The organism is Azospirillum sp. A23, from assembly GCF_042938965.1.
Lineage (GTDB): Bacteria > Pseudomonadota > Alphaproteobacteria > Azospirillales > Azospirillaceae > Azospirillum > Azospirillum melinis.
Window position 1 is genome coordinate 2145934 of the sequence record NZ_CP170667.1, and the last position, 21893, is coordinate 2167826.

The window sequence follows — 21893 nt, forward strand, 5'->3', positions numbered from 1 at the left end:
AATCGAAAAGGGCGGCCGCAAGCGACCGCCCTTTTCCGTTCCGACCGGTCAGCCCCCGGCGGCGTGCGCGTCGTCGCTCTGCCCCTTGATCCGGGCGGCGAGTGCGGCCTCCAGGAAGGGATCGAGCGCACCGTCCAGCACCGCCTGGCTCTGCGAGGTTTCCACCTCCGTCCGCAGATCCTTCACCATCTGGTAGGGGTGCAGGACATAGGAGCGGATCTGGTGGCCCCAACCGATGTCGGTCTTGGTGGCTTCCAGCGCGGCCGCGGCATCCTCGCGGATCTTCAGCTCACGCTCGTACAGGCGGGCACGCAGCATGTCCCACGCCTTGGCGCGGTTCTTGTGCTGCGACCGTTCCTGCTGGCAGCTCACCACGATGTTCGTCGGGATGTGCGTGATGCGCACCGCCGAGTCCGTCTTGTTGATGTGCTGGCCGCCGGCGCCCGACGCCCGGTAGGTGTCGATGCGGCAGTCCTTCTCGTTGATCTCGATGTCGATCTTGTCGTCGATCACCGGGGAAATCGAGACGGCCGAGAAGCTGGTCTGGCGCCGCGCCTGGCTGTCGAACGGGCTGATGCGCACCAGACGGTGCACGCCGGCCTCGGTCTTCAGCCAGCCATAGGCGTTGTGGCCCTTGATCTGAACGGTCGCGGACTTGATGCCGGCCTCTTCGCCCGGCGTCTCGTCCAGCCATTCCGTCTTGTAGCCGTGCTGTTCCGCCCAGCGGGTGTACATGCGCATCAGCATCAGCGCCCAGTCCTGGGCCTCCGTGCCGCCGGCGCCGGCATTCACCTCGACGAAGCAGTCGTTGGCATCGGCCTCGCCCGACAGCAGGCTTTCGATCTGAAGCTTGTTGGCGCGGTCGCGCAGGCCGTAGAGCTGGGCCTCCGCATCGGCGACGACAGTGGCATCCCCCTCCAGCTCGCCCATCTCGATCAGCTCCAGGCTGTCGGACAGGTCACGCTCCAGCGCGCGGTAGCCGGCGACGGAGGTGTCGAGCTGGGTGCGCTCGCGCATGATGGTCTGGGCCCGCGTCGGATCGTCCCAAAGCTTGGGATCCTCGGCGAGGTTGTTCAGTTCGTCGAGACGCCGCAGTGCATTGTCCCAGTCAAAGATGCCTCCTCAGCAGCGCCAGCGATTCTCTGATCTCGCCGGCGGCCGCTTCGATCTCGGCCCGCATGGCGGTGCCTCCTCGTCAGCCAGAGTTGAAGGGTGTGTCGGCTGCATATGTAGCCGCTCGCCCCCCGCCTTGCACCCCCTTAATGAGCAGGGCCGTCCCGGACCACGCCGCCGCACCGGGACGGCTTGCCACTTTCGAGTATGGCCGAGCCCCTGCTTGGAGGTCCTAGCCGTTTGGAATCATCGGACAGGTTCATTTCAGAGTACGTCCCATATCCGGCCGCACAACCCTACCGCGGCAGCCGGGATTCCCCGAAATCGAGCTTATCTTCTGCGTCGTTCTTCACCTTTCTTGCGCGATCCCGCCGGGCATCCCCTTGCGTGATTCCGCGCAGGGCATTCCTTGCGCGAACGCCTGGACGCGCGACACCTCTGCCGGGGGCACGATGAGCTTCACCAGCCTGAATTTCCTGCTGTTCATCACCGTGTTCAGCGCCGGCTTCATGGCGCTGGCCCGCACGCGCGCCTTCACGCCCTTCCTGCTGGTGGCCAGCTATATCTTCTACGGCTATTGGGATTACCGGTTCTGCGGGCTGCTGGCGCTCAGCACCTTCATAGACTTCTATTGCGGGCTGAAGATCGCAGACTCGCCTGACCGCAGCACGAAGAAGATGTATCTGTTCATCAGTCTGGGCGCCAACCTGGGCATGCTGTTCTTCTTCAAATACTACAACTTCTTCGCCGACAGCGCCGAGATCGCGCTGGCCTCGCTGGGGGTGGAGATCGGACGGCGGACGCTGGACATCCTGCTGCCGGTCGGCATCTCCTTCTACACCTTCCAGAATCTCAGCTACGGCATCGACCTCTACACCGGCGAGGTGAAGGAGCCGGAGCGCTCGCTGATGCGCTACGCCACCTTCGTCGCCTTCTTCCCGCAGCTGGTGGCCGGCCCGATCGTGCGGGCGCGCGACCTGCTGCCGCAAATCCAGCAGCGCCCGCGCGAGATCCCGTTCGAGGAACGCTTCGCCGGGCTGGAAAAGGTGATCTGGGGCTATTTCCTGAAGATCGGACTGGCCGACAACGCCGCCGTGGTGGTCGACGCCCGCTTCCATCAGCCGGAGTTCTTCAACGCGCTCCAGCATGTGATCGGGCTGTTCTGCTTCTCCTTGCAGATCTACGGCGACTTCGCCGGCTATTCGCTGATCGCCATCGGGCTGGCGCAGATCTTCGGCTACACCATGTGCGAGAACTTCGCCCGCCCCTACTTCGCCACCGGCATGCGCGATTTCTGGCGGCGCTGGCACATCTCGCTGTCCACCTGGTTCCGCGACTATGTCTATGTGCCGATGGGCGGCAGCCGCACGCGCTGGCTGCGCATCCGCAACGTCGTCATCACCATGCTGATCTCCGGCCTGTGGCACGGCGCCAACTGGACCTTCGTGCTGTGGGGCGCGATGCATGGCGGCCTGATGCTGGTTGAGGACGGCGCCCGCCGGCTGGCCGCCGCCAGCCCGGTGCGCCTCAGCGGCCCGATGCTGGCCGCCGGGCGGCTGGTGATGATCGGCCTCGTCTTCATGGTGGTGACGCTGACCTGGCTGCCCTTCCGTGCCGACAATCTGCAAACCGTCTGGACCATCCTCGGCATCATCGGCCATGGCGATTTCGGCCTCCAGCAAGGCAACCAGCAGGCCAGCTCGCTGATCCGCGTCGCCGTCACCGGCCTGATCGTTCTGCTGGTCGATGCGCTGGTCGAGCGCGGCGCCGGCCGCCGCTATGCCGGGACCAATGTGGTGGCACGCTCGATGGCCTGCTCTGCCCTGATCCTTGTGATGCTGCTGTTCGGCAGCTTCGCCAACCACGCCTTCATCTACTTCCAGTTCTGACCGGACGGAGACCTCCCCATGTACCGCCTTCTGGCTTGCATCGCGCTGATCCTCGCCACCGTCACCGCGATGGACCGGGTTCTGGCCTCGGCACTGGGCGATCTGCTGCTGCGCTCCAGCGATCGCTTCATGACGGTCTACCGCCCGTTCGAGGCGGAGGCCCAGCCCGCCATCGATCAGGGCGTCAAGCCGGGCGCCAAGCCCGACATCAAGCCCGGCATCAAGCCGCCCGCCGGCCAGGAGGAGCAGCCGGCCGCCCTGCTGGTGAAGGCCGCCCTGACGACGCAGCCGCGGCCAGCCAACGGTCCGGCGACCGGCCCCGCCGCCAAGCCGGCCAGCGGCCCGGCCGACGTGCTGGTGCTCGGCAACTCGCGGGCGGACAACCACTTCCCGGTCTCCGCACTTCAGGACATGACCTGCGGCCGGGCGCTGAACCTCGGCATGGGCGGGGCGCCGACCGTCCTGTCGGCCCTGCTGTGGGACGATTATGTCGAGCGGCACGGCGCGCCGCGGCTGCTGGTGCTGGAGCCGACCGGCCTGGTCGACAACCCGCACGATCTAGCCGACCTGCCGCTGCTGGCCTATTACTCGCAGCGGATCGACGCCTTCGTCCGTCAGGAAAACCAGGAGCTGTGGATGGCCAACCACGCCTTCAACCTGATGACCTTCAACAACAACCAGACCATGCGGCTGATCGCCGGGCTGGTGAAGCCCGCCGCCGACCGCACCCTGGTGGGCGCCATCCCGGACCCGATGAAGGCGCAGCTCGCCGCCGCACCGGAGGAGATGATGACCGCCGATGCCGCCAACTGGCAGGCGCTGGACCACATCATCGCCAGCGCCCAGGCGCAGGGCACCCGGGTGGCGGTGGTCATCACCCCCTATTTCCCGACCTATGCCGGCAAGCTGAAGAATTTCGACGCCTTCTTCGCCGACCTGAAGGGCCGCCTGCCCGCCGGCGTCACCGTGATCGACGCCCGCCGCGCGGTGGACAAGGACGAGCTGTTCATGGACGCCCTGCACGTCAACGAGGACGGTGTGCGTGCGATGTTCGCGGCGATGGAACCCGACCTGCGCCCGCTCGGCAGCTGCCCGGTCGATGCGATGGCGTCGCTGTCGGGAACCGGAAACACGACGCACTGATCGCCTGAATATCGCAGCTGTGGCGAATGAAAAAGGGGCGCCCGCGGTGGGCGCCCCTTTCTCTTTTCGGCTCAGTACAGCCCGCCGGTTCCCAGCGTCGCCGCGGCGGGCGGGGCCGGTATCCCCGGCTGCTGGGCCCCGAAACCGGCGTTCGGATCGCCGCCCATCATGGCGCCGGCACCTTGCGAGGACCCGTCCAGCACCATTTGCGGCTGGTCGGGGTTGGGCTCGGTGCCCGGCAGGAAGGCTTCCCAGATGGCACGGCTGTCGCCGAACTGGGCCAGCTGGCCGTTGGCCGGGTTGACGCGGACGAGGCGCAGGCCGGGCGGGACGCGGAACGGCGTCGCCGGCTTGTCCTTCAGCGCCACCTGCATGACCTCCTTGAACACCGGCACGGCGGCGGACCCGCCGGTCTCGTGGCTGCCCAGCGAGCGCGGCTGGTCGAAGCCGATGTAGGTGCCGACCACCAGATCGGGCGAGAAGCCCATGAACCAGGCGTCGTGGCTGTCGTTGGTGGTGCCGGTCTTGCCGGCCAGCGGCTTGCCCAGCGACTTCAGCGCCGCCGCGGTGCCGCGCTGGACCACGCCTTCCAGGATCGAGACGATCTGGTAGGTGGTGCGCGGGTCGTTCACCTGCTCGCGGGTGTCGGGCACGGCGGGCACCGCCATGCCGTCCTTCCAGCTGACGTTGGTACAGCCCTCGCACGCGCGGTTGTCGTGACGGAAGACGGTCTTGCCGTTGCGGTCCTGCACACGGTCGATGAAGGTCGGCACCACCCGCTTGCCGCCATTGTCCAGCATGGCGTAGGCGGTGGCGAGCCGCAGCACCGTCGTCTCGCCGGCGCCCAGCGACATCGGCAGATAGGGCTGGAGATTGTCGACGATGCCGAACTTCTCGACCAGCGCCTTGACCTTGTCCATGCCGATCTGCTGGGCGAGGCGGACGGTCATGACGTTGCGCGACTTCTCGATGCCGACGCGCAAGGGGGTCGGGCCGTAGAATTCGTGGCTGTAGTTCTCGGGCCGCCAGACCGGCTGCCCGCCGCCCGGATCGAAGGAGAAGGGCGCATCCATCACCAGCGACGACGGGGTGAAGCCCTGGTTCAGCGCCGTCAGGTAGACGAAGGGCTTGAAGGACGAACCGGGCTGGCGCAGCGCCTGGGTGGCGCGGTTGAACACACTCATCGCCGGAGAGAAGCCGCCGACCATCGCCAGCACGCGGCCGGTGTGCGGATCGAGCGCCACCAGACCGCCCTGCACCTGCGGGATCTGGCGCAGGCCGTAGCTGCCCGGCGGCAGCTCCTTCGCGGCGGATTTGTCGGTCTTCTTGGCCGGCTTCTCGTCCTCGTCCTTGGCCGGCGGGCCGCTCACCGCCTCGACCAGCAGGATGTCGCCCAGCTTGGCCACGTCGGACGGCTTGCGGATCGCCGGCCCGGCGACGTCGCCGTCCTTGGAGGCGCGGGCCCAGCGCAGTTCGGACAGCGGGATGCGGCCGCGGGTGCCGTCGGCCACCCCGATGTCCAGCCCGTCCGCCTGGTCGTCCTTCAGCACGACCGCCAGCTTCCAGCCCTCGGAGCCCGCGGGCGGCGGCATGGCGGCCAGCTTCTTCGGCCAGTTGTCGAAATTCTCCATCTTGGCGACCGGGCCGCGCCAGCCGTGGCGGCGGTCGTAGGCGATCAGCCCGTCGCGCAGCGACTTGGTGGCGGTGGCCTGCAGCACCGGGTCCATCGAAGCGCGGACCGACAGCCCGCCCTCGTACAGCGCCTGCTCGCCATAGAGCTTCACCAATTCGCGCCGGATCTCCTCGGCGAAATATTCGGAGGTCACCACCTCCTGCTCGTCGCGCTTGCGGGTGACCAGCGGGCGCCCCTGGGCGGCCTTCGCCTCCTCCGGCGTGATGTAGCCGTCTTCCGCCATGCGGCCGATCACCCAGTTGCGGCGGGCGATGGCGGCGTCATGCTGGCGGTCGGGGTTGTAGTTGGACGGTGCCTTGGGCAGGGCCGCCAGGAAAGCGACCTCCTCGATGCTCAGCTCGTCCAGCGCCTTGTTGAAGTAGTTCAACGCCGCCGCCGCCACGCCGTAGGAACGGTTGCCCAGGAAGATCTCGTTCAGGTACAGCTCGATGATGCGGTCCTTGGTGAAGGCCCGCTCGATGCGGACCGCCAGGATCGCTTCCTTGATCTTGCGGGCGAACGACACCTCGTTGGTCAGCAGCATGTTCTTGGCGACCTGCTGCGTGATCGTGCTGGCGCCCACCGGCCGGCGCTCGCGGCCGAAATTCTCGATGTTGGTCAGGATCGCGCGCAGGATGCCGATGGGATCGACGCCCTGGTGGCCATAGAAATTCTTGTCCTCGGCCGCCATGAAGGCGTTCATCACCTGACGCGGCATGGCATCGATGGGTACGAAGATGCGCCGTTCCGACGCGAACTCGGCCATCAGGCGCCCGTCGCCGGCATAGATGCGCGTGGTCACCGGCGGCTCGTAGTTGGCCAGCTTGGTATAGTCGGGCAGGTCGTGGTCGTAATGCTCGAACAGGAAGACCAGCCCCCCGGCGCCGGCAAGAACCAGCATCACGAAAGCCATCAGCAAGGACAGAAGGAGACGCATGACCGATCCCGCAAGAAACGACGAAGAGCGTGGCTGAAGCCCGACCTTTTCCGGGTTGGGGCCGCGAGCCATGCCTGACAGGGCGGCGCATCCTACACCGCCGCGCCGCGAAGCGCCGCCCCCGTTCCCGTCATGTCAGGAAAATGTGACGCGCAGAGGGCGCGAACAAGAAATCGCCGGCGCAGAAGGGGTAAGCCGCCCCTCGCCGACACGTCTCAGCTGCGCTGCGAGCCGTGCAGCCAGCGGAAATAGCTGTCGATGGTCCGGGCCAGCGACTTGCCCAGCCGCTCGCGGTGCGCACCGGAGGTCAGCAGGCCGACGTCCTGCCGGTTCGACAGATACCCCATCTCGATCAGCGCCGACGGCACGTCGGGCGCGGTCAGCACGGCGAAGCCGGCCTGCCGGTGCGGCCGGCTGGAGATCAGCGGCACGTCGCGCCCCAGAGTCTGCAACGCCAGCGTCGCGAAACGCTTGGAATGGTTCATCGTGTCGCGTTGGGCCAGATCGATCAGGATGTTGGCGACCAGCTGGTTCTCGCCCGACAGGTCGAGACCGACCAGGGCGTCGGCCTTGTTCTCCTTGGCCGCCAGCATCTCCGCCTCGCGGTCGGACGCCTTGTCGGACAGGGTGTAGATCGACAAGCCGCGCATGTCGCCGCTGCTGATGCTGTCGGCATGCAACGAGATGAACAGGTCGGCCCCGGCCTCGCGCCCGATGGCGACGCGGTCGCGCAGGCGGATGAACACGTCGCTGTCGCGGGTCAGCTTCACCCGGTAGCGGCCGGTAGCCTCCAGCTGGCGCTTCACCTCCCTGGCGGTGGCGAGCGTGATGTCCTTCTCATAGATGCCGCCGACGCCGATGGCGCCGGGGTCCTGGCCGCCATGGCCGGGGTCGAGCACGATCAGCGGCTTTTCCGCCACCGTCGGCGGCTTGTTGTCCGGCAGCGGCGGAGCGACGGGCAGAGCGGCCGGGATCAGCTGGGCCGGCGGGATCGGCGGCAGCGGGGCGAAGGGAGGCGGAGCCGAAACCGTGCTGGCGGGATCGGCAGCCGGCGGCGAAGGCTGCGGGGCCGGAACCGGGGCCGGAACCGCCATCGCCGACGACACGATGGACGACATCGTCAGCTGCCCCTTGCCGCCGATCTCCTTCGCATCCCTGCCGGCCGCGGCCAGCTGCCGGAACTCGGCCGGCGTCGTCTTTTCCAGGTCGAGGACGAGACGCGGCTGATGGCCGTCGCGCGCCGGGATCATGTAGCCCTCGCGCAGACGGGCGGGACCGACCGTCTCGAAGGTCAGCCGCGTGCCGCGCGGGCCTCCGGCATGGTGGTAGCGCGCGACCACCCCCTTGCCCTCCACCGGCAGCGCCCCGCCGGGCCAGATCAGGTCGGGCAGATCGACGACGATGCGGTAGGGATCGGCGACGACCGACACGCTGAAGGACACCGGGTCGCTCAGCTCCAGCACGAAGCGGGTCTTGTCCGGATGGATGCCCAGCCGGGCATCGACCACCGCCGTGCGCGGCGGGGCCGACGGCAGCGCCGCCGTGGTCTGCGCCGTCACCGTCCCGGCCGTCATCCCGGCCGACCCAAAACCCAGCAGCACCAACGCCAACAGAAGCACCGCGAGGACACGGCCAACCGATCTCCGCGGCGAACGGGCGGAATGCGGCTGGCGGTCGGGTGCGGCAGCGGTGGGCAGGCTGGGCGGCCGTGGCATCAAATCTCCTCGGCGGCAGAGGGTGCGCGGCGATGGGAAAGCGGCGGAAACACGCGCTGGATGACCAGCTATAGCCCAGCCAATTCAACGCTCTCAACGCGGATCGCCAGATCCCGAGTCAATTCCCGCCGGGGGTGCCGTTCCTGCAACAGTGAGCAGGACGGCAAGCCTCGGCGTGGCCGGATCGTACCCCGGACGGGTTGCCCCGGTGGAAGGTGGCAGCCCGGCTTCCCCGCGACGAACTTGTTCGCCGAATCGGCGCATTTCCGCGTTGTGCAAGAGGGATCGCTTGTCTATGGTATCTTTGCGACAGACCGCAATTCGCCAGACCAGGGTCGGACTCCCAAGGTGAGCGCCGATTCGCTGATCCCCGGACATCGATCCCATCGAGCCGAAGGTCAGCCGATCGCCGGTCACGGGGCTTACCCAAGGGGCTGCGGCGTCGCCCTCGACACCGCCTGTCCGGCCATCCGCGCCGGAGGGACGTCGCGGGGTGGCGCGTTCGGATTGGCGGTGAGAGGACGAAACCTCGAAGCTGGCTGTGGCCGCAAGGCGGCAGCCCGGCGCGTGTCGACCGGGCCGTCCTGGCTGCTCTCGTCAGCGCCGTTCGGCGGTTCCGGTCCGTCGTGCCGTATGCTTCGCCCACAACAGACGCTGCGTCCAGGCGGCCCGACCGGTCGCGCGGGTTCCCTGGGTCGCGCCGTTGAGGATCGTATATGGCCAAGCGCATGCTGGTGGACGCCACGCACCCGGAAGAAACCCGGGTCGCCGTGGTCAATGGCAACCGGCTGGAAGAACTCGATTTCGAGATCGCCAGCCGCAAGCAGCTGAAGGGCAACATCTACCTGGCGAAGGTGACGCGGGTCGAGCCTTCGCTCCAGGCGGCCTTCGTGGAATATGGCGGGAACCGCCACGGCTTCCTCGCCTTCTCCGAAATCCATCCCGACTATTACCGCATTCCGATGGCCGACCGCGAGGCCCTGCTGGCCGAGGAGCGCCGGCTGGAGGAGCAGGCGGAAGCCCGGGCCGAGGCCGCCGCCGACGGCGCCGTGATGGCCGAGCCGATCCGCCCCGAGCAGGTGGTCGAGGAATGGTCGCCGATGCCCTCCCCCATCGCGCCCGAGGCGTCCGATGAGGAAGACGGCGACGACAGCGGCGAAGACGCCGAGGCCGGCGACGAGCAGGCCGCCCCGTCCGAGGGCGCCGCTCCCGACACGCTCGGCGGCGACGAGGACGAGGAGGCGGAGACCCAGCGCCGCCGCTCGCGTCCGCTGCGCTCCTACAAGATCCAGGAAGTGGTGAAGCGTCGGCAGGTCATGCTGGTGCAGGTGACGAAGGAGGAGCGCGGCAACAAGGGTGCGGCGCTGACCACCTACCTGTCGCTGCCCGGCCGCTACTGCGTCCTGATGCCCAACACCGGCCGTGGCGGCGGGATTTCCCGCAAGATCACCAACCCGGCCGACCGCAAGCGCCTGAAGGAAATCCTGTCGGATCTCGACATTCCCGACGGCATGGCGGTGATCCTGCGCACCGCCGGGCTGGAGCGCTCCAAGCCCGAGATCAAGCGCGATCTGGAATATCTCCTGCGCCTGTGGGACGACATCCGTGAACAGACGCTGAAGTCGTCGGCGCCCTGCCTCATCTATGAAGAGGCGAACCTGATCAAGCGGTCGATCCGCGATCTCTACGCCAACGACATCGACGAGATCTGGGTCGAGGGCGAGGCCGGCTTCCGCACGGCGCGCGAGTTCATGGACATGCTGATGCCGGGCCATTCCCAGCGCGTCCAGCTGTACCGCGACAGCCAGATCCCGCTGTTCCACCGCTATCAGGTGGAAACGCAGATCGACGCCATCCACAGCCCGGTGGTTCAGCTGCGCTCCGGCGGCTACATCGTCATCAACCCGACCGAGGCGCTGGTCTCCATCGACGTCAACTCCGGCAAGTCGACCCGCGAGCGCAACATCGAGGAAACCGCCTACAAGACCAACCTGGAGGCCGCCGACGAGGTGGCGCGCCAGCTGCGTCTGCGCGATCTGGCCGGCCTGATCGTCATCGACTTCATCGACATGGAGGAGCCGCGGAACAACGCCGCCGTCGAGCGCCGCATGAAGGAGGCGATGAAGAACGACCGGGCGCGCATCCAGCTCGGCCGCATCTCCGCCTTCGGCCTGTTGGAGCTGTCGCGCCAGCGTCTGCGTCCGTCGCTGCTGGAGACCAACTTCGAGCGCTGCCCGCACTGCTCGGGCACCGGCGTCGTCCGGTCGGTCGAATCCGCCTCGCTGCACGTCCTGCGCGCCATCGAGGAAGAAGGCATCCGCAAGCGCTCGGCCGAGATCACCATCTTCGTTCCGACCTCCATCGCGCTCTACATCCTCAACCAGAAGCGCGGTGAACTGGCCAAGATCGAAGAGCGTCACGCCTTCAGCGTGATGGTCCAGGCCGACGACGGGCTGATCGCCCCGGATCACCGTCTGGAGCGCAACAAGGCCCGCTTGGCCGATGAGGACGCCCCGCTGGTCAGCGCCGACCGGGTGATGGCCGAGACCGACCGCGCGCTCGCCGCCGAGCCGGTCGAGCCGGTGGAAGAGCCGGAAGCCGAGACCGAGGCCGTCCAGGTCGAGGAGACCGGCGAGCGTGCCGAAACCAACGGCGACGGCAATGGCGAGGACCGCCGCCGCCGTCGTCGTCGTCGTCGCGGCCGTGGCCGTGACCGCGAGGAAGGCCGGACCGACGGTGCCGAGGGCGATGCCGAGACGGACGAGGGCGATCAGGATGCCGGCCAGGACGCCGATGAGAGCGTTCTGCCGGTTGCCGCCGAAGCCATCCCCGGTGCCGCCATCTCCGAACCTGCGGCCGACTCCGCCGACGCCGACGCTGAAGGCGACGACGAGGATGAGGATGACGGCGAGGACGAGACCGGTGCCGATGCCGGCGAGCGCAACGGCGATGGCCGTAAAAAGCGCCGCCGCGGCAAGCGCGGTGGCCGTCGCCGGTCGCGCCGCGAGGGTGCGGAAGGCCTGGAGGGCGGCGAGGACACCGTCGACCAGCAGCCCGCCGCCGCTCCGGTTCAGGATGCTCCGGCCCAGACGGCGCAGGCTCCGGCCGAGGCGAGCGATCTCGACTGGATCCTGGCCGGCGAAGCCGCTCCGGCAGTCGAGGAAGCTCCGGTTCCGGTGACCGCGCCGGCCCCGGCTCAGGCCGAAGCCGCCGCCAAGGCGCCCGCCAGGAAGGCGTCGCGCAAGCGCAAGGCCGCCGCCGAGGCTCCGGTCGAAGCCGCCCCCGCGGCTGCTCCGGCGGTCGTCGCCGAAGCTCCGGCCAAGGGCCGCAAGCGCAAGGCCGCGGCCCCGGTCGAGGCGCCGGTTGAAGCCGTTGCCGAAACCGCGCCGAAGAAGGCGTCGCGCAAGCGCAAGGCTGCCGCCGAGGCTCCGGTCGAAGCCGCGCCCGAGCCTACTCCGGTAGTCGTCGCCGAAGCTCCGGCCAAGGGCCGCAAGCGCAAGGCCACCGCTGCGGTCGAGGCGCCGGCGGAGACCGTTGCCGAAGCCGCGCCGGCCAAGAAGGCGTCGCGCAAGCGCAAGGCTGCCGCCGAGGCACCGGCCGAAGCCGCCGCCAAGCCCACGGCCGCCACGCCGGCCCCGGCTCCCGAGCCGGCTGCGGCTGATAACGATGCCGACGCCGATGCCAAGCCGCGCCGCGGCTGGTGGAAGCGGTAAGCCCAACGGCCCAACCGGGACCTCTGGAACGGGAAAAGGCGCCGCAAGGCGCCTTTTCCTTTTCCCGGACGTTATCACCCCTGCCACAGGACAGGTCGGACCATGAGCAAGGCCTTCACCCGCGAGAACGACACGCAGGACGACGACGATCTCGACGATCCGGCACCGTTGCCGCAGGGCTTCAAGAACTACATGACCCCGCCCGGCTTCCAACGCATGCAGGAGGAACTGCGCCACCTGCTGCGGGTGGAGCGACCGAAGGTGGTGGAGGTGGTGTCCTGGGCCGCCGGCAACGGCGACCGCTCGGAGAATGGCGATTATCTCTATGGCAAGAAGCGCCTGCGCGAGATCGACCGCCGCATCCGTTTCCTGAACAAGCGGCTGGAATCGGCGGTGGTGGTCAATCCGCAGGACCAGAAGAACCGCGAACAGGTCTTCTTCGGCGCCACCGTCACCTATGCCCGCGAGGATGGGGCGGAGAACACCATCACCATCGTCGGCGCCGACGAGGTCGACCCCGACCGCGGCCATGTCAGCTGGATTTCCCCCATGGCCCGCGCCCTGCTGAAGGCGCGGGAGGGCGATCTGGTGGATGTCCGCACCCCGGCGGGACTGGAACAGGTCGAAGTGCTGGAGATCCGGTACGCGGACTGACGGAGGGGGCGGCGACCCGCCCCCCTGCCAGACTTCACTCCGCCAGACCTCACTCCGCTGCCGGCTGGTAAATCTCCCCGCCCGACTGGCGGAACTTCTCCGACATCTCGGCCATGCCGGATTCCGCGGCGTCGCGGATTTCCTGCGTGATCTTCATCGAGCAGAATTTCGGCCCGCACATCGAACAGAAATGCGCGGTCTTGGCGCCTTCCGCCGGCAGGGTCTCGTCGTGGTAGGCCATCGCCGTGTCGGGATCGAGCGACAGGGCGAACTGGTCTCGCCAGCGGAAGGAGAAGCGGGCGCGCGACATGGCGTCGTCGCGCAACCGCGCCGCCGGGTGGCCCTTGGCGAGGTCGGCGGCATGGGCGGCGATCTTGTAGGCGATGACGCCGGCCTTCACGTCGTCGCGGTCGGGCAGACCGAGATGCTCCTTCGGCGTGACGTAGCAGAGCATCGCCGTGCCGAACCAGCCGATCATCGCCGCACCGATGGCACTGGTGATGTGGTCGTAGCCCGGCGCGATGTCGGTCACCAACGGCCCCAGCGTGTAGAAGGGCGCCTCGCCGCACAGCGCCAGCTGCTTCTCGACATTGTGCTTGATCTTGTGCATGGGCACATGGCCCGGTCCTTCGATCATCACCTGCACGTCGCGCGCCCAGGCGATCCTGGTCAGTTCGCCCAGGGTCTCCAGCTCGGCGAACTGGGCGGCGTCGTTGGCGTCGGCCTGGCTGCCCGGCCGCAAGCCGTCGCCCATCGACAGCGCCACGTCATAGGTCCGGCAGATCTCGACGATGTCGGCGAAATGGTCGTAGAGGAAATTCTCGCGGTGATGCGCCAGGCACCATTTGGCGATGATCGAGCCACCGCGCGAGACGATGCCGGTCACCCGCTTGGCGGTCAGCGGGATGTGGGCCAGCCGCAGGCCGGCATGGATGGTGAAGTAATCGACGCCCTGCTCCGCCTGCTCGATCAGCGTGTCGCGGAACAGCTCCCAGGTCAGGTCTTCGGCCTTGCCCTTGACCTTCTCCAGCGCCTGATAGATCGGCACGGTGCCGATCGGAACCGGGGAGTTGCGCAGGATCCATTCGCGGGTCTGGTGGATGTCGGCGCCGGTGGACAAATCCATCACGGTGTCGGCGCCCCAGCGGATCGACCAGACCATCTTCTCCACTTCCTCCTCGATGGAGGAGGTCACGGCGGAGTTGCCAATGTTGGCGTTGATCTTGGTCAGGAAGTTTCGGCCGATGATCATCGGCTCCGACTCGGGGTGGTTGACGTTGGACGGGATGATCGCCCGCCCACGCGCCACCTCGTCACGGACGAACTCCGGTGTGATGAAGTCGGGGATCTCGGCGCCGAAATCCTCGCCATCTCGGGCGGCTTCAAGCGCCGCGGCGCGGCCCAGATTTTCGCGGACGGCGATGTATTCCATCTCCGCGGTGACGATGCCGGCGCGGGCGTAGGCCATCTGCGTCACCGCCACGCCGTCCTTGGCGCGCAGCACGCCGTTGTCGGCGGTCTCGACATCGCCGCGCGCCAGGATCCAGTCGCGGCGGTGCTTGGACAGGCCGGCCCGCACGTCGATGGCGACCGACTCGTCGGTGTAGGGACCGGAGGCATCATAGACGGTCAGCGGCGGCTCGCCGCCCGACAGCGCGATCTCGCGCAGGGCGACGCGCAGATCGGGAAAGCGCATGCCGGGCACATGGATTTTCCGCGACGACGGCAGCGGGCCGGTCGAAATGCGGATGGCGTTCTCGTTGAAGTCCTTAGGCATTGGGTTTCTCCGTCGGAGTTGGGCGGACAAACCCGGGACTGCGGACGGAGGTGCGGTATCTTCGTGCGGGCCGTTTCGGAATGGTTCCCCGGCATGGCGGGGCCGATACGGCCGGACGGGGCGAGATTCGGCCCGTCACGAGGTCCCTCCCTTCGCCGGTATGACCCGGATCAGGTTCGAAGGGTCACCACGCTGCCGGCTTGCGCAGTGCGCCGTCCGGCCGTTGGTATCTCAGCCCCCTGTCGGGACCCCCCTGGAATGTGGCCCATCCTGCCGCCGACGGACGGTCGTGTCAAAAGGAAAGCGCTGCGGACGATCCGCCTGCCATATTGTGGAAATGCGCTACATCCAGCGCTTCGACCGCACATAGACCATCGGCAGCAGGGCCGACAGCAGCATCAGCCCCAAGGCGCTGGCATAGCCGAAGGGCGACTGGCTGCCGGGCATGTCGGTGAAATTCATGCCGCCGATGCTGGCGACCAGGGTCGGCGGATAGAGCAGAACGGTCAGAACCGACACGATCTTGACGATCTCGTTCTGCTCGACATTGATCTGGCCCAGCGCGGTGTCGAGCGCCAGGGCGACCTTGCCGGAGAGGAAGCGGGCATACTGGTCCAGCCCGCGCAGATCCTGCAGCGTGGTCTTGGCCCAGCGCCGAGTCGCCTTGCCGGCGTTCCAGCCATCGCCGCGCGCCAGGAAGTCGGTCATGCGGGTAAGGCTGGCCAGACTGATCCGCGCCTTGCCGATCAGGTGGCCGGCATGGCCGATGCGCTTCAGCGTCTGCGCGTCGTCCAGCGTCTCGCCGCGGGAGCGCAGCTTGCGCCCGCGGAAATAGCGGCGGTTCAGTGCATCCATCTCCACCCCGGTCCGCCGCAGCACGACCGACGTGCGGTCGATCATCCCGTCCACCAGTGCGGCCAGCACCAGTTCGCCGCGGGATGCGGAGACCTGCCCATGGGTGGCGCGGCGGCGGAAGGCCAGCAGCGCCTGCGGATCGATGTCGTGGATGGTCACCAGCCGCCGGCCGGCCAGCACGAAGCTGACGGTGGCGATGCGCGGCTCGTCGGTGTCGGCCCAGACCAGGGCGGTGACGGTCATGGTCAGCGCACCACCGGCAACACGCAGACGGCTCGACTCCTCGATCTCCGCCATCTGCTCGCGGGTGGGCAGGCCGGTGCCGATCAGCGCCTCCGCCCGCGCCAGTTCGTCGGGCGTCGGGTTGATCAGGTCCAGCCACACGGCGGACTCAGGGAACGGGACCGACTCGTCCGCGGCCTCCCTGTCCCAGCGCAGCAGACCGCCGTCATTGACGAAAACATGCAGCAAGGCTGTGCTCCTTGCGTGGGCGCGGTTCGGGCACCCGGCCTAGGTCACCCGGCCACCGCGCCGCGGCTTCACCGGGGGCGAAGCCTTTTCCCCATCGAGGTCGAGCGACGCGCCCTCATCCTTCAGCGCCTGCTCCAGCTTGCGGCGGAAGGCGCCGCCGTCCCGCTTGGCGTCGAGGAAATGGCCGACCGCCTCCTTCGCCGCATCGCTGTCATAGGGGACCTTGCCCAGCGCGGCCAGTCTGGCACGCTCCACCAGCTTCGGGTCCATCCTCTCCCGGATGGCCTTCATCTGGCGGAGCAACTCCTTGCGCAGATCGCTCATCGGTCCCCCATGGCGGTCCCCTATGGACGGCGTCAGGCCTTGCCGATCAGGGTGCCGGCGCCGCCCTCGGTGAAGATCTCCAGCAGCAGCGCATGCGGCACGCGGCCATCCAGGATAACAGCGGCATCGACGCCCTGCTCCACCGCGCCGATGCAGGTCTCGATCTTCGGGATCATGCCGCCGGACGCGGTGCCGTCGGCGATGGCCTTGTGGGCATCCTCCAGCGACATCTTCTCGATCAGCTTCTTTTCCTTGTCGAGCACGCCGGCGACGTCGGTCAGCAGGAAGAAGCGTGCCGCCTTCACCGCCGCCGCGACCGCGCCGGCCGCCGTGTCGGCGTTGATGTTGTAGGTGTCGCCGTTCACGTCGAAGCCGACCGGCGCGATCACCGGGATGATGTCCGACTGGGCGAGCGCGTGCAGGATCTGCGGGTTCACCTTGTAGGGCTCGCCGACGAATCCCAGGTCCAGCACCCGTTCGATGTTGCTGTCGGGATCGCGCTGGACGCGCTCAAGACGGCGGGCGGTGATCAGGTTGCTGTCCTTGCCCGACAGGCCGACGGCACGGCCGCCGGCGCTGTTGATGGCGGCGACGATCTGCTTGTTGATGGAGCCGGCCAGCACCATCTCGACCACCTCGACCGTCTCCTTGTCGGTGACGCGCAGGCCGTCGATGAAGCTGGACTTGATCTTCAGCCGCTCCAGCATCTGGCCGATCTGCGGGCCGCCGCCATGGACGACCACCGGGTTGATGCCGACCTGCTTCAGCAGGACGATGTCGCGCGCGAACAGCTCCGCCAGGCTGGCGTCGCCCATGGCGTGGCCGCCGTACTTGATGACGAAGGTGCTCCCGGCATAACGGCGCATGTAGGGCAGCGCTTCGGACAGGGTACGGGCCTTGGCGAGCCACTCGTCACGGGTGGGAGTCTGCACGGGAGGATGCCCTTTGTCGGGGTGGAGTGTCGGGCTTCTTTAACGGAAAGGCCGGCCGGTTGCCTAGGGGGCAATTTAACGGTCACACACCCCCGTGACGGCCTCCCGCGGCTGCGGTCGCCGTGCCGCCGGCCGGACGCCACAATCCGGCCAGCCGCGTCATCGGCTGCGTCAGCGCGGTCACCGCCACCGCCATCAGCACCATCGCCGAGAAACAGGGGCCGGACAGCACGCCCGCCTCCAGCAGGACGGTCAGAACGATGACCTCCATCAGCCCCTTGCACGGCATCAGCGTGCCGAGCCGGAGCGCGTCGGGCCAGCTTTCGCCGGTCCAGCGGGCGGGCAGCGTGGTGCCGGCCATCTTGCCGGCGATGGTGGCGAGGCTGGCGAGGGCGAAGACGGTCCATTGCGCCGGATCGTCCAGCGTCAGGTTCACCTTCAACCCGGTCAGGGTGAAGAAGAAGGGCAGCAGGATCAGCGTGGCGAAATGCTCCAGCCGGTCGAGGATCGCCGCCGCATAGCGGCGCGGCATCGCACTGCCGGCGATGAAGGCGCCCAGGATGTAATGCAGCCCGATCAGCTCGGTCACCGCGGCCGAGGCCAGCAGCGCCGCACAGGTCACCACCACCGCGGTGTCGCCCATCCGCCCGTCCGGGGCCACCCGCTCCAGCAGGCGGTCGAGCAGCGGGCGCACGAGCAGGACCGTCGCCCCGACATAGGCGAAGCCCAGCAGGCCGACCTTCGCCACCGCCCAGGCATCGCCGCCGCCACTCCCCCCGTCGGCGGTCGACCAGGCCAGCACCGCGGTGATCAGCAGCCAGAGCAGCGCGTCGTTCACCGCGGCATAGCCCAGCGCCAGCCGCCCCACCCGGTCGCCCAGCAAATCCATCTCGCGCAGGATGGCGCCCAGCACCGGCAGGGCGGTGACGCCGACGCAGATGCCGAAACCGGCGGCGAACAGGCCGGGGGTGGCGTGCTTGCCGGTCATGGCGGGAAAGGCGCCGGCCAGCCACCAGCCCAGGGCTCCGCCCAGCAGGGTCGGCACCAGCATGCTGGACAGCGCCACGGTGGCGAAGGCTCCACCCCGCCTACGGAACTCGGCGGGATCGAGATGCAGGCCGGTCAGGAAGGCGAAGAACACCACGGCCATCAAGGCCAGCCCGGACAAGGGCGCAAGCGCCGCCGGCGCGAACAGCACGCCCCACAGATCGGGAACCAGCCGGCCGAGCAGCGACGGCCCCAGCGCCACCCCGAACAGGATCTGGACCACCACCATCGGGGCGATGTGGCGACCGCCGCCGAGCCGCCACAGCAGAAACGGCCCGGCGATCAGCAGCAGGGCCTGCATCAGGAACAGCAGCGCGGGAGACAGACCGCCCATCGCCGCCGCCCCTTACTCGGCGCCGAGGGCGAGCGCCGCCAGACTGGCGCGCAGCTCCGCGATGCCGGTGCCCTTCTCGGAGCTGGTGACATGGATGTCGGGGAAGGCTGCCGGATGCTTCTTCAACCCCGCCTGGGTTTCACGCCGGATCCTGTCGAGATCCGCAGCCTTGACCTTGTCCGCCTTGGTCAGCACGACGACGTACGGCACCGCCGTGCGGTCGAGCATCTCCATGATCTCATGGTCGTGGGGCTTCATCCCATGGCGCGAGTCGATCAGCACCAGCGCCCGGCGCAGGGTGACGCGGCCGCGCAGGAAGCGGCGGACCATGTCGTTCCACGCCTCCACCTTCTCTTTCGATTCCTTCGCATAGCCGTAGCCGGGCATGTCCACCAGCTTCAGACGGTTGCCGAGGTTGAAGAAGTTGAGCTGCTGCGTGCGGCCCGGCGTGTTGGAGGTGCGGGCCAGCGTCTTGCGTCCGGTCAGCGCATTGACGAGGCTCGACTTGCCGACATTCGAGCGGCCGGCGAAGGCGACCTCCGGCAGGTCGGCCTCAGGCAGCTGGTTCAGCGCATTGGCGCCCCAGACGAAGTCGCACTCCTTGGCGAACAGCAGCCGGCCGGCCTCCAGCGCGGCCTCGTCGAAGCCGGCAACGATGCTGGGGGTGTCGGGGGTCGGCGTGGCGGAGCTGGTCATGGCGGTGCGCTTTCGTTTTGGTCGGCTAAAAAACATACCGCCGGCAGAGGCCCGTCAAGGGTCTTTGCCGGCGGCAGGTCTCAGACATTCGGCAGAGGCTGAAGGATCAGGCCTTCACGCCCATGCGCTTCATGATGGTCCACTGCTGCAGGACCGACAGCGTGTTGTTCCAGGCCCAGTAGATCACCAGACCGGCCGGGAAGCCGGCGAGCATGAAGGTGAAGACGATGGGCAGGAACTGGAACACCTTCTGCTGGATCGGGTCCGGCGGGGCCGGGTTCATCTTCTGCTGGAACCACATCGTCACGCCCATGATCAGCGGCCACAGGCCCAGATGCAGCATGGCGGGCGGATCCCAGGGGATCAGGCCGAACAGGTTGAAGATGGTCGTCGGATCGGGCGAGGACAGGTCGTGGATCCAGCCGAAGAACGGCGCATGCCGCATTTCGATGGTCACGAACAACACCTTGTAGAGCGAGAAGAACACCGGGATCTGGATCAGGATCGGCAGGCAGCCCGACACCGGGGAGACCTTCTCGCGCTTGTACAGCGCCATCAGCTCCTGGTTCATGCGCGCCTGATCGTCGCTGAACTTCTCGCGCAGCTCCTGCATCTTGGGCTGCAGGGCCTTCATCTTGCTCATCGCCTGATAGGACTTGTTGGCGAGCGGGAAGAAGACGGCCTTGACGCAGACGGTCAGCACCAGGATGGCAATGCCGAAGTTGCCGATGATGCGGCCCAGGAAATCCAGCGCGTAGAAGAACGGCTTGGTCAGGAAGTAGAACCAGCCGAAGTCGATCGCCAGATCGAAGTTCTTGATGTTCAGCTTCTCGGAATAGCTGTCCAGCAGCTTCACCTGCTTGGCGCCGGCGAACAGGCGGCCGGTGTTCTCGGCCGAGGCGCCCGGCGCCACCGTGACCGGCGTACCCATGGTGTCGGTCTGGTAGCGGTCGGTGTTGGCGACCTGGTTGTAGAGGAAGCGCGCGGTGACCTTCTCGTTCGGGTCGGGAACCAGCGACACCAGCCAGTACTTGTCGGTGATGCCGACCCAGCCGCCGGTGGTCTCCTTGGCGATCGAACCGGCCTTGCGGACGTCGTCGTACTTCTCTTCGGTCAGCGAGCCGTTGAAGACGCCGAGCGGGCCCTCATGCAGGATGTAGTAGCCGGACGTGTGCGGCGTGCCGCTGCGCGACACCAGGCTGTAGGGCAGCAGGGTGACCGGGGCGGCGCCGGTGTTGCGCACGGTCTGCGTCACCGTGAACATGAAGTCCGGGTCGACAGCGATCTTGCGCTCGAACACCAGCCCCTGGCCGTTGTCCCAGATCAGGGTCAACGGCTTGTCCGGGGTCAGCGCGGCACCGTCGGCGGTCCAGCGGGTGGTCGCGGTCGGGGCGGCGATGCCGGCGCCCTGCGGGACCCAGCCGAACTCGGCGTAATAGGCGGCGGGTGTGCCGGCCGGGGCCAGCAGCACGATCTCCGGGCTCTTGGGGTCCGGGGTCTCGTGGTACTGGGCCAGCGTCAGGTCGTCGATGCGGCCGCCGACGAGGTTGACGGAGCCGTGCAGGGCCGGCGTGTCGATCTTCACGCGGGTACCGGCCGCCAGCTGCTCGGCGAGCAGGACGGGGCGCTCCTTCGCGACCTCAGCCGTGGCGGGAGGCTGCTGGGCGGGCACGCCGGGGGCCGGCACCGGCACCGACTGCTCCGTCTGGGCGGCCTGCTGGGCGGCGAGTTGCTTCTGCTGCTCCACCCGCGGCTTCTCGTAGAAAAACTGGAAGCCCAGAAGGATGGCGATCGACAGGGCAATCGCGATGATGAGGTTGCGTTGGTCGGTCATGGCGTCCCGGTTGCCGTGGGGCCTTTGGAAGAAGGGCGGCGTGTGCGCGGCCTTGTTACGGGTTTTCGCCGGGCTGGGCAACCGCCGCATGCCCCTTTTCCCGCAGTCCGCAGCGATGCGGCGCCGTGGGCGCCGGCCGCGGGACGGGATCGGGCACGGGATCCCAGCCCGACCCGCCCCAGGGATGGCAACGCCCGAGCCGGCGCACAGTCAGCCATCCCCCCCGGATGGCCCCATGCTTTTCCAGCGATTCGATGGCGTAGCAGGAGCAGGTCGGCTGGAAACGGCACTGCCAGCCCACGAAGGGCGACAAGGTCCAGCGATAGAGATAGACGAGCGCGCGGAGCAGATGCGCGAGCGGGCTGAGGCCGGCGATGCGAAACATGACGTCGCGAGCCTCCTACCCTTCCGCCTCGCGCCACAGGCCGAGGCGCTTCAGCCCGGCGGCAAGGTCGCCGAGCAGGTCGGTCCACGGCCGTTCGGCCGTGCCGCCGCGGGCGACCAGCACGAAGTCGTGGCCGGGCGCCGCATGAACGGTCAGAATCTGCCGCGCGGCCTCACGCAAACGGCGGCGGGCGCGATTGCGCACCACCGCGTTGCCGACCTTGCGGCTCGCCGTCAAACCGAGACGGATCTGCGGACCGCCTTCGGCGGGCCGCTGCTTGTCGTCGTGCCGGCGCACCTGGAGGATCAGGCCGGGAGCCACATGCTTTCGCCGTGTCCCGGCCACGGCCAGAAATTCTGGCCGCCGCATCAGGCGCCCGACCTCGTGGCCCGGCGCCGCCAT

At 68.1% G+C, this 21893-nt stretch carries 16 protein-coding genes and 1 riboswitch; of the genes, 4 read left to right on the forward strand and 12 right to left on the reverse strand.

What is annotated here, in order from left to right:
* Positions 1–48 precede the first annotated feature (48 nt).
* Positions 49–1180 (reverse strand): peptide chain release factor 2 gene (prfB, locus tag ABNQ40_RS27540; RefSeq protein ID WP_109051370.1). Its coding sequence is split into 2 segments (ribosomal slippage): positions 49–1110 and positions 1112–1180, totalling 1131 coding nucleotides; the frame shifts between segments, so codons are not numbered across the junction.
* Positions 1181–1565: 385 nt separating this feature from the next.
* Here prfB and ABNQ40_RS27545 point away from each other — a divergent pair.
* Together ABNQ40_RS27545 and ABNQ40_RS27550 are read left to right on the forward strand one after the other, a co-directional pair.
* Positions 1566–3002: an MBOAT family protein gene (locus tag ABNQ40_RS27545; protein ID WP_109051371.1), complete on the forward strand. Its 1437-nt coding sequence runs from the start codon at positions 1566–1568 to the stop codon at positions 3000–3002.
* An 18-nt stretch (positions 3003–3020) separates the two neighbouring features.
* Complete coding sequence (locus ABNQ40_RS27550) at positions 3021–4145, forward strand: hypothetical protein (RefSeq protein WP_109051372.1); 1125 nt, start codon at positions 3021–3023, stop codon at positions 4143–4145.
* A 71-nt stretch (positions 4146–4216) separates the two neighbouring features.
* Here ABNQ40_RS27550 and ABNQ40_RS27555 read toward each other — a convergent pair whose 3' ends face one another.
* Positions 4217–6754, reverse strand: coding sequence for a penicillin-binding protein 1A (locus ABNQ40_RS27555; protein WP_109051373.1), 2538 nt, complete (start codon positions 6752–6754; stop codon positions 4217–4219).
* A gap of 215 nt (positions 6755–6969) precedes the next feature.
* A complete protein-coding gene (locus ABNQ40_RS27560) occupies positions 6970–8469 on the reverse strand; it encodes an N-acetylmuramoyl-L-alanine amidase (RefSeq protein ID WP_109051374.1) in 1500 nt (499 codons plus the stop codon).
* A gap of 716 nt (positions 8470–9185) precedes the next feature.
* Between ABNQ40_RS27560 and ABNQ40_RS27565 the strand changes: the two genes are divergently transcribed.
* Positions 9186–12182, forward strand: a complete 2997-nt coding sequence (locus tag ABNQ40_RS27565; protein ID WP_109051375.1) for a ribonuclease E/G — start codon at positions 9186–9188, stop codon at positions 12180–12182.
* Positions 12183–12284: 102 nt separating this feature from the next.
* The gene (gene greB, locus ABNQ40_RS27570; RefSeq protein WP_109051376.1) at positions 12285–12836 is read left to right on the forward strand and encodes a transcription elongation factor GreB; all 552 of its coding nucleotides are present in this window, start codon (positions 12285–12287) and stop codon (positions 12834–12836) included.
* Between the two features lie 49 nt (positions 12837–12885).
* On the opposite strand, the gene thiC is transcribed toward greB, so the two are convergent.
* The 9 genes from thiC to rnpA all read right to left on the reverse strand — a co-directional run bounded on the left by thiC (position 12886) and on the right by rnpA (position 21893).
* Positions 12886–14613, reverse strand: coding sequence for a phosphomethylpyrimidine synthase ThiC (gene thiC, locus ABNQ40_RS27575; RefSeq protein WP_109051377.1), 1728 nt, complete (start codon positions 14611–14613; stop codon positions 12886–12888).
* 130 nt (positions 14614–14743) lie between these two features.
* Positions 14744–14878: riboswitch (TPP riboswitch) on the reverse strand.
* A gap of 77 nt (positions 14879–14955) precedes the next feature.
* Positions 14956–15939, reverse strand: coding sequence for a magnesium transporter CorA family protein (locus ABNQ40_RS27580; protein ID WP_109051378.1), 984 nt, complete (start codon positions 15937–15939; stop codon positions 14956–14958).
* A 39-nt stretch (positions 15940–15978) separates the two neighbouring features.
* On the reverse strand, positions 15979–16263 hold the full coding sequence (locus ABNQ40_RS27585) for a hypothetical protein (protein ID WP_109051379.1): 285 nt from the start codon (positions 16261–16263) through the stop codon (positions 15979–15981).
* Between the two features lie 32 nt (positions 16264–16295).
* The gene (gene argB / locus ABNQ40_RS27590) at positions 16296–17195 is read right to left on the reverse strand and encodes an acetylglutamate kinase (protein ID WP_098740533.1); all 900 of its coding nucleotides are present in this window, start codon (positions 17193–17195) and stop codon (positions 16296–16298) included.
* Between the two features lie 82 nt (positions 17196–17277).
* Complete coding sequence (locus ABNQ40_RS27595) at positions 17278–18576, reverse strand: cation:proton antiporter (RefSeq protein WP_391347980.1); 1299 nt, start codon at positions 18574–18576, stop codon at positions 17278–17280.
* 12 nt (positions 18577–18588) lie between these two features.
* Positions 18589–19272: a ribosome biogenesis GTP-binding protein YihA/YsxC gene (gene yihA, locus ABNQ40_RS27600; RefSeq protein WP_109047278.1), complete on the reverse strand. Its 684-nt coding sequence runs from the start codon at positions 19270–19272 to the stop codon at positions 18589–18591.
* Positions 19273–19378: 106 nt separating this feature from the next.
* Complete coding sequence (gene yidC / locus ABNQ40_RS27605; RefSeq protein ID WP_109490630.1) at positions 19379–21106, reverse strand: membrane protein insertase YidC; 1728 nt, start codon at positions 21104–21106, stop codon at positions 19379–19381.
* Between the two features lie 55 nt (positions 21107–21161).
* Positions 21162–21491 carry a membrane protein insertion efficiency factor YidD gene (gene yidD, locus ABNQ40_RS27610; protein WP_109047279.1) on the reverse strand — a complete coding sequence of 110 codons (330 nt, stop codon included), beginning with the start codon at positions 21489–21491 and terminating at the stop codon, positions 21162–21164.
* Between the two features lie 15 nt (positions 21492–21506).
* Positions 21507–21893, reverse strand: coding sequence for a ribonuclease P protein component (gene rnpA / locus ABNQ40_RS27615; RefSeq protein ID WP_109047280.1), 387 nt, complete (start codon positions 21891–21893; stop codon positions 21507–21509).

Excerpts from the sequence above, each read along its gene's own strand:
- ABNQ40_RS27545 (WP_109051371.1), top strand. The coding sequence starts at position 1,566 with ATGAGCTTCACCAGCCTGAATTTCCTGCTGTTCATCACCGTGTTCAGC.
- ABNQ40_RS27550 (WP_109051372.1), top strand. The coding sequence starts at position 3,021 with ATGTACCGCCTTCTGGCTTGCATCGCGCTGATCCTCGCCACCGTCACC.
- ABNQ40_RS27555 (WP_109051373.1), bottom strand. The coding sequence starts at position 6,754 with ATGCGTCTCCTTCTGTCCTTGCTGATGGCTTTCGTGATGCTGGTTCTT.
- ABNQ40_RS27560 (WP_109051374.1), bottom strand. The coding sequence starts at position 8,469 with ATGCCACGGCCGCCCAGCCTGCCCACCGCTGCCGCACCCGACCGCCAG.
- ABNQ40_RS27565 (WP_109051375.1), top strand. The coding sequence starts at position 9,186 with ATGGCCAAGCGCATGCTGGTGGACGCCACGCACCCGGAAGAAACCCGG.
- greB (WP_109051376.1), top strand. The coding sequence starts at position 12,285 with ATGAGCAAGGCCTTCACCCGCGAGAACGACACGCAGGACGACGACGAT.
- thiC (WP_109051377.1), bottom strand. The coding sequence starts at position 14,613 with ATGCCTAAGGACTTCAACGAGAACGCCATCCGCATTTCGACCGGCCCG.
- ABNQ40_RS27585 (WP_109051379.1), bottom strand. The coding sequence starts at position 16,263 with ATGAGCGATCTGCGCAAGGAGTTGCTCCGCCAGATGAAGGCCATCCGG.
- ABNQ40_RS27595 (WP_391347980.1), bottom strand. The coding sequence starts at position 18,576 with ATGGGCGGTCTGTCTCCCGCGCTGCTGTTCCTGATGCAGGCCCTGCTG.
- yihA (WP_109047278.1), bottom strand. The coding sequence starts at position 19,272 with ATGACCAGCTCCGCCACGCCGACCCCCGACACCCCCAGCATCGTTGCC.
- yidC (WP_109490630.1), bottom strand. The coding sequence starts at position 21,106 with ATGACCGACCAACGCAACCTCATCATCGCGATTGCCCTGTCGATCGCC.
- yidD (WP_109047279.1), bottom strand. The coding sequence starts at position 21,491 with ATGTTTCGCATCGCCGGCCTCAGCCCGCTCGCGCATCTGCTCCGCGCG.
- rnpA (WP_109047280.1), bottom strand. The coding sequence starts at position 21,893 with ATGGCGGCGCCGGGCCACGAGGTCGGGCGCCTGATGCGGCGGCCAGAA.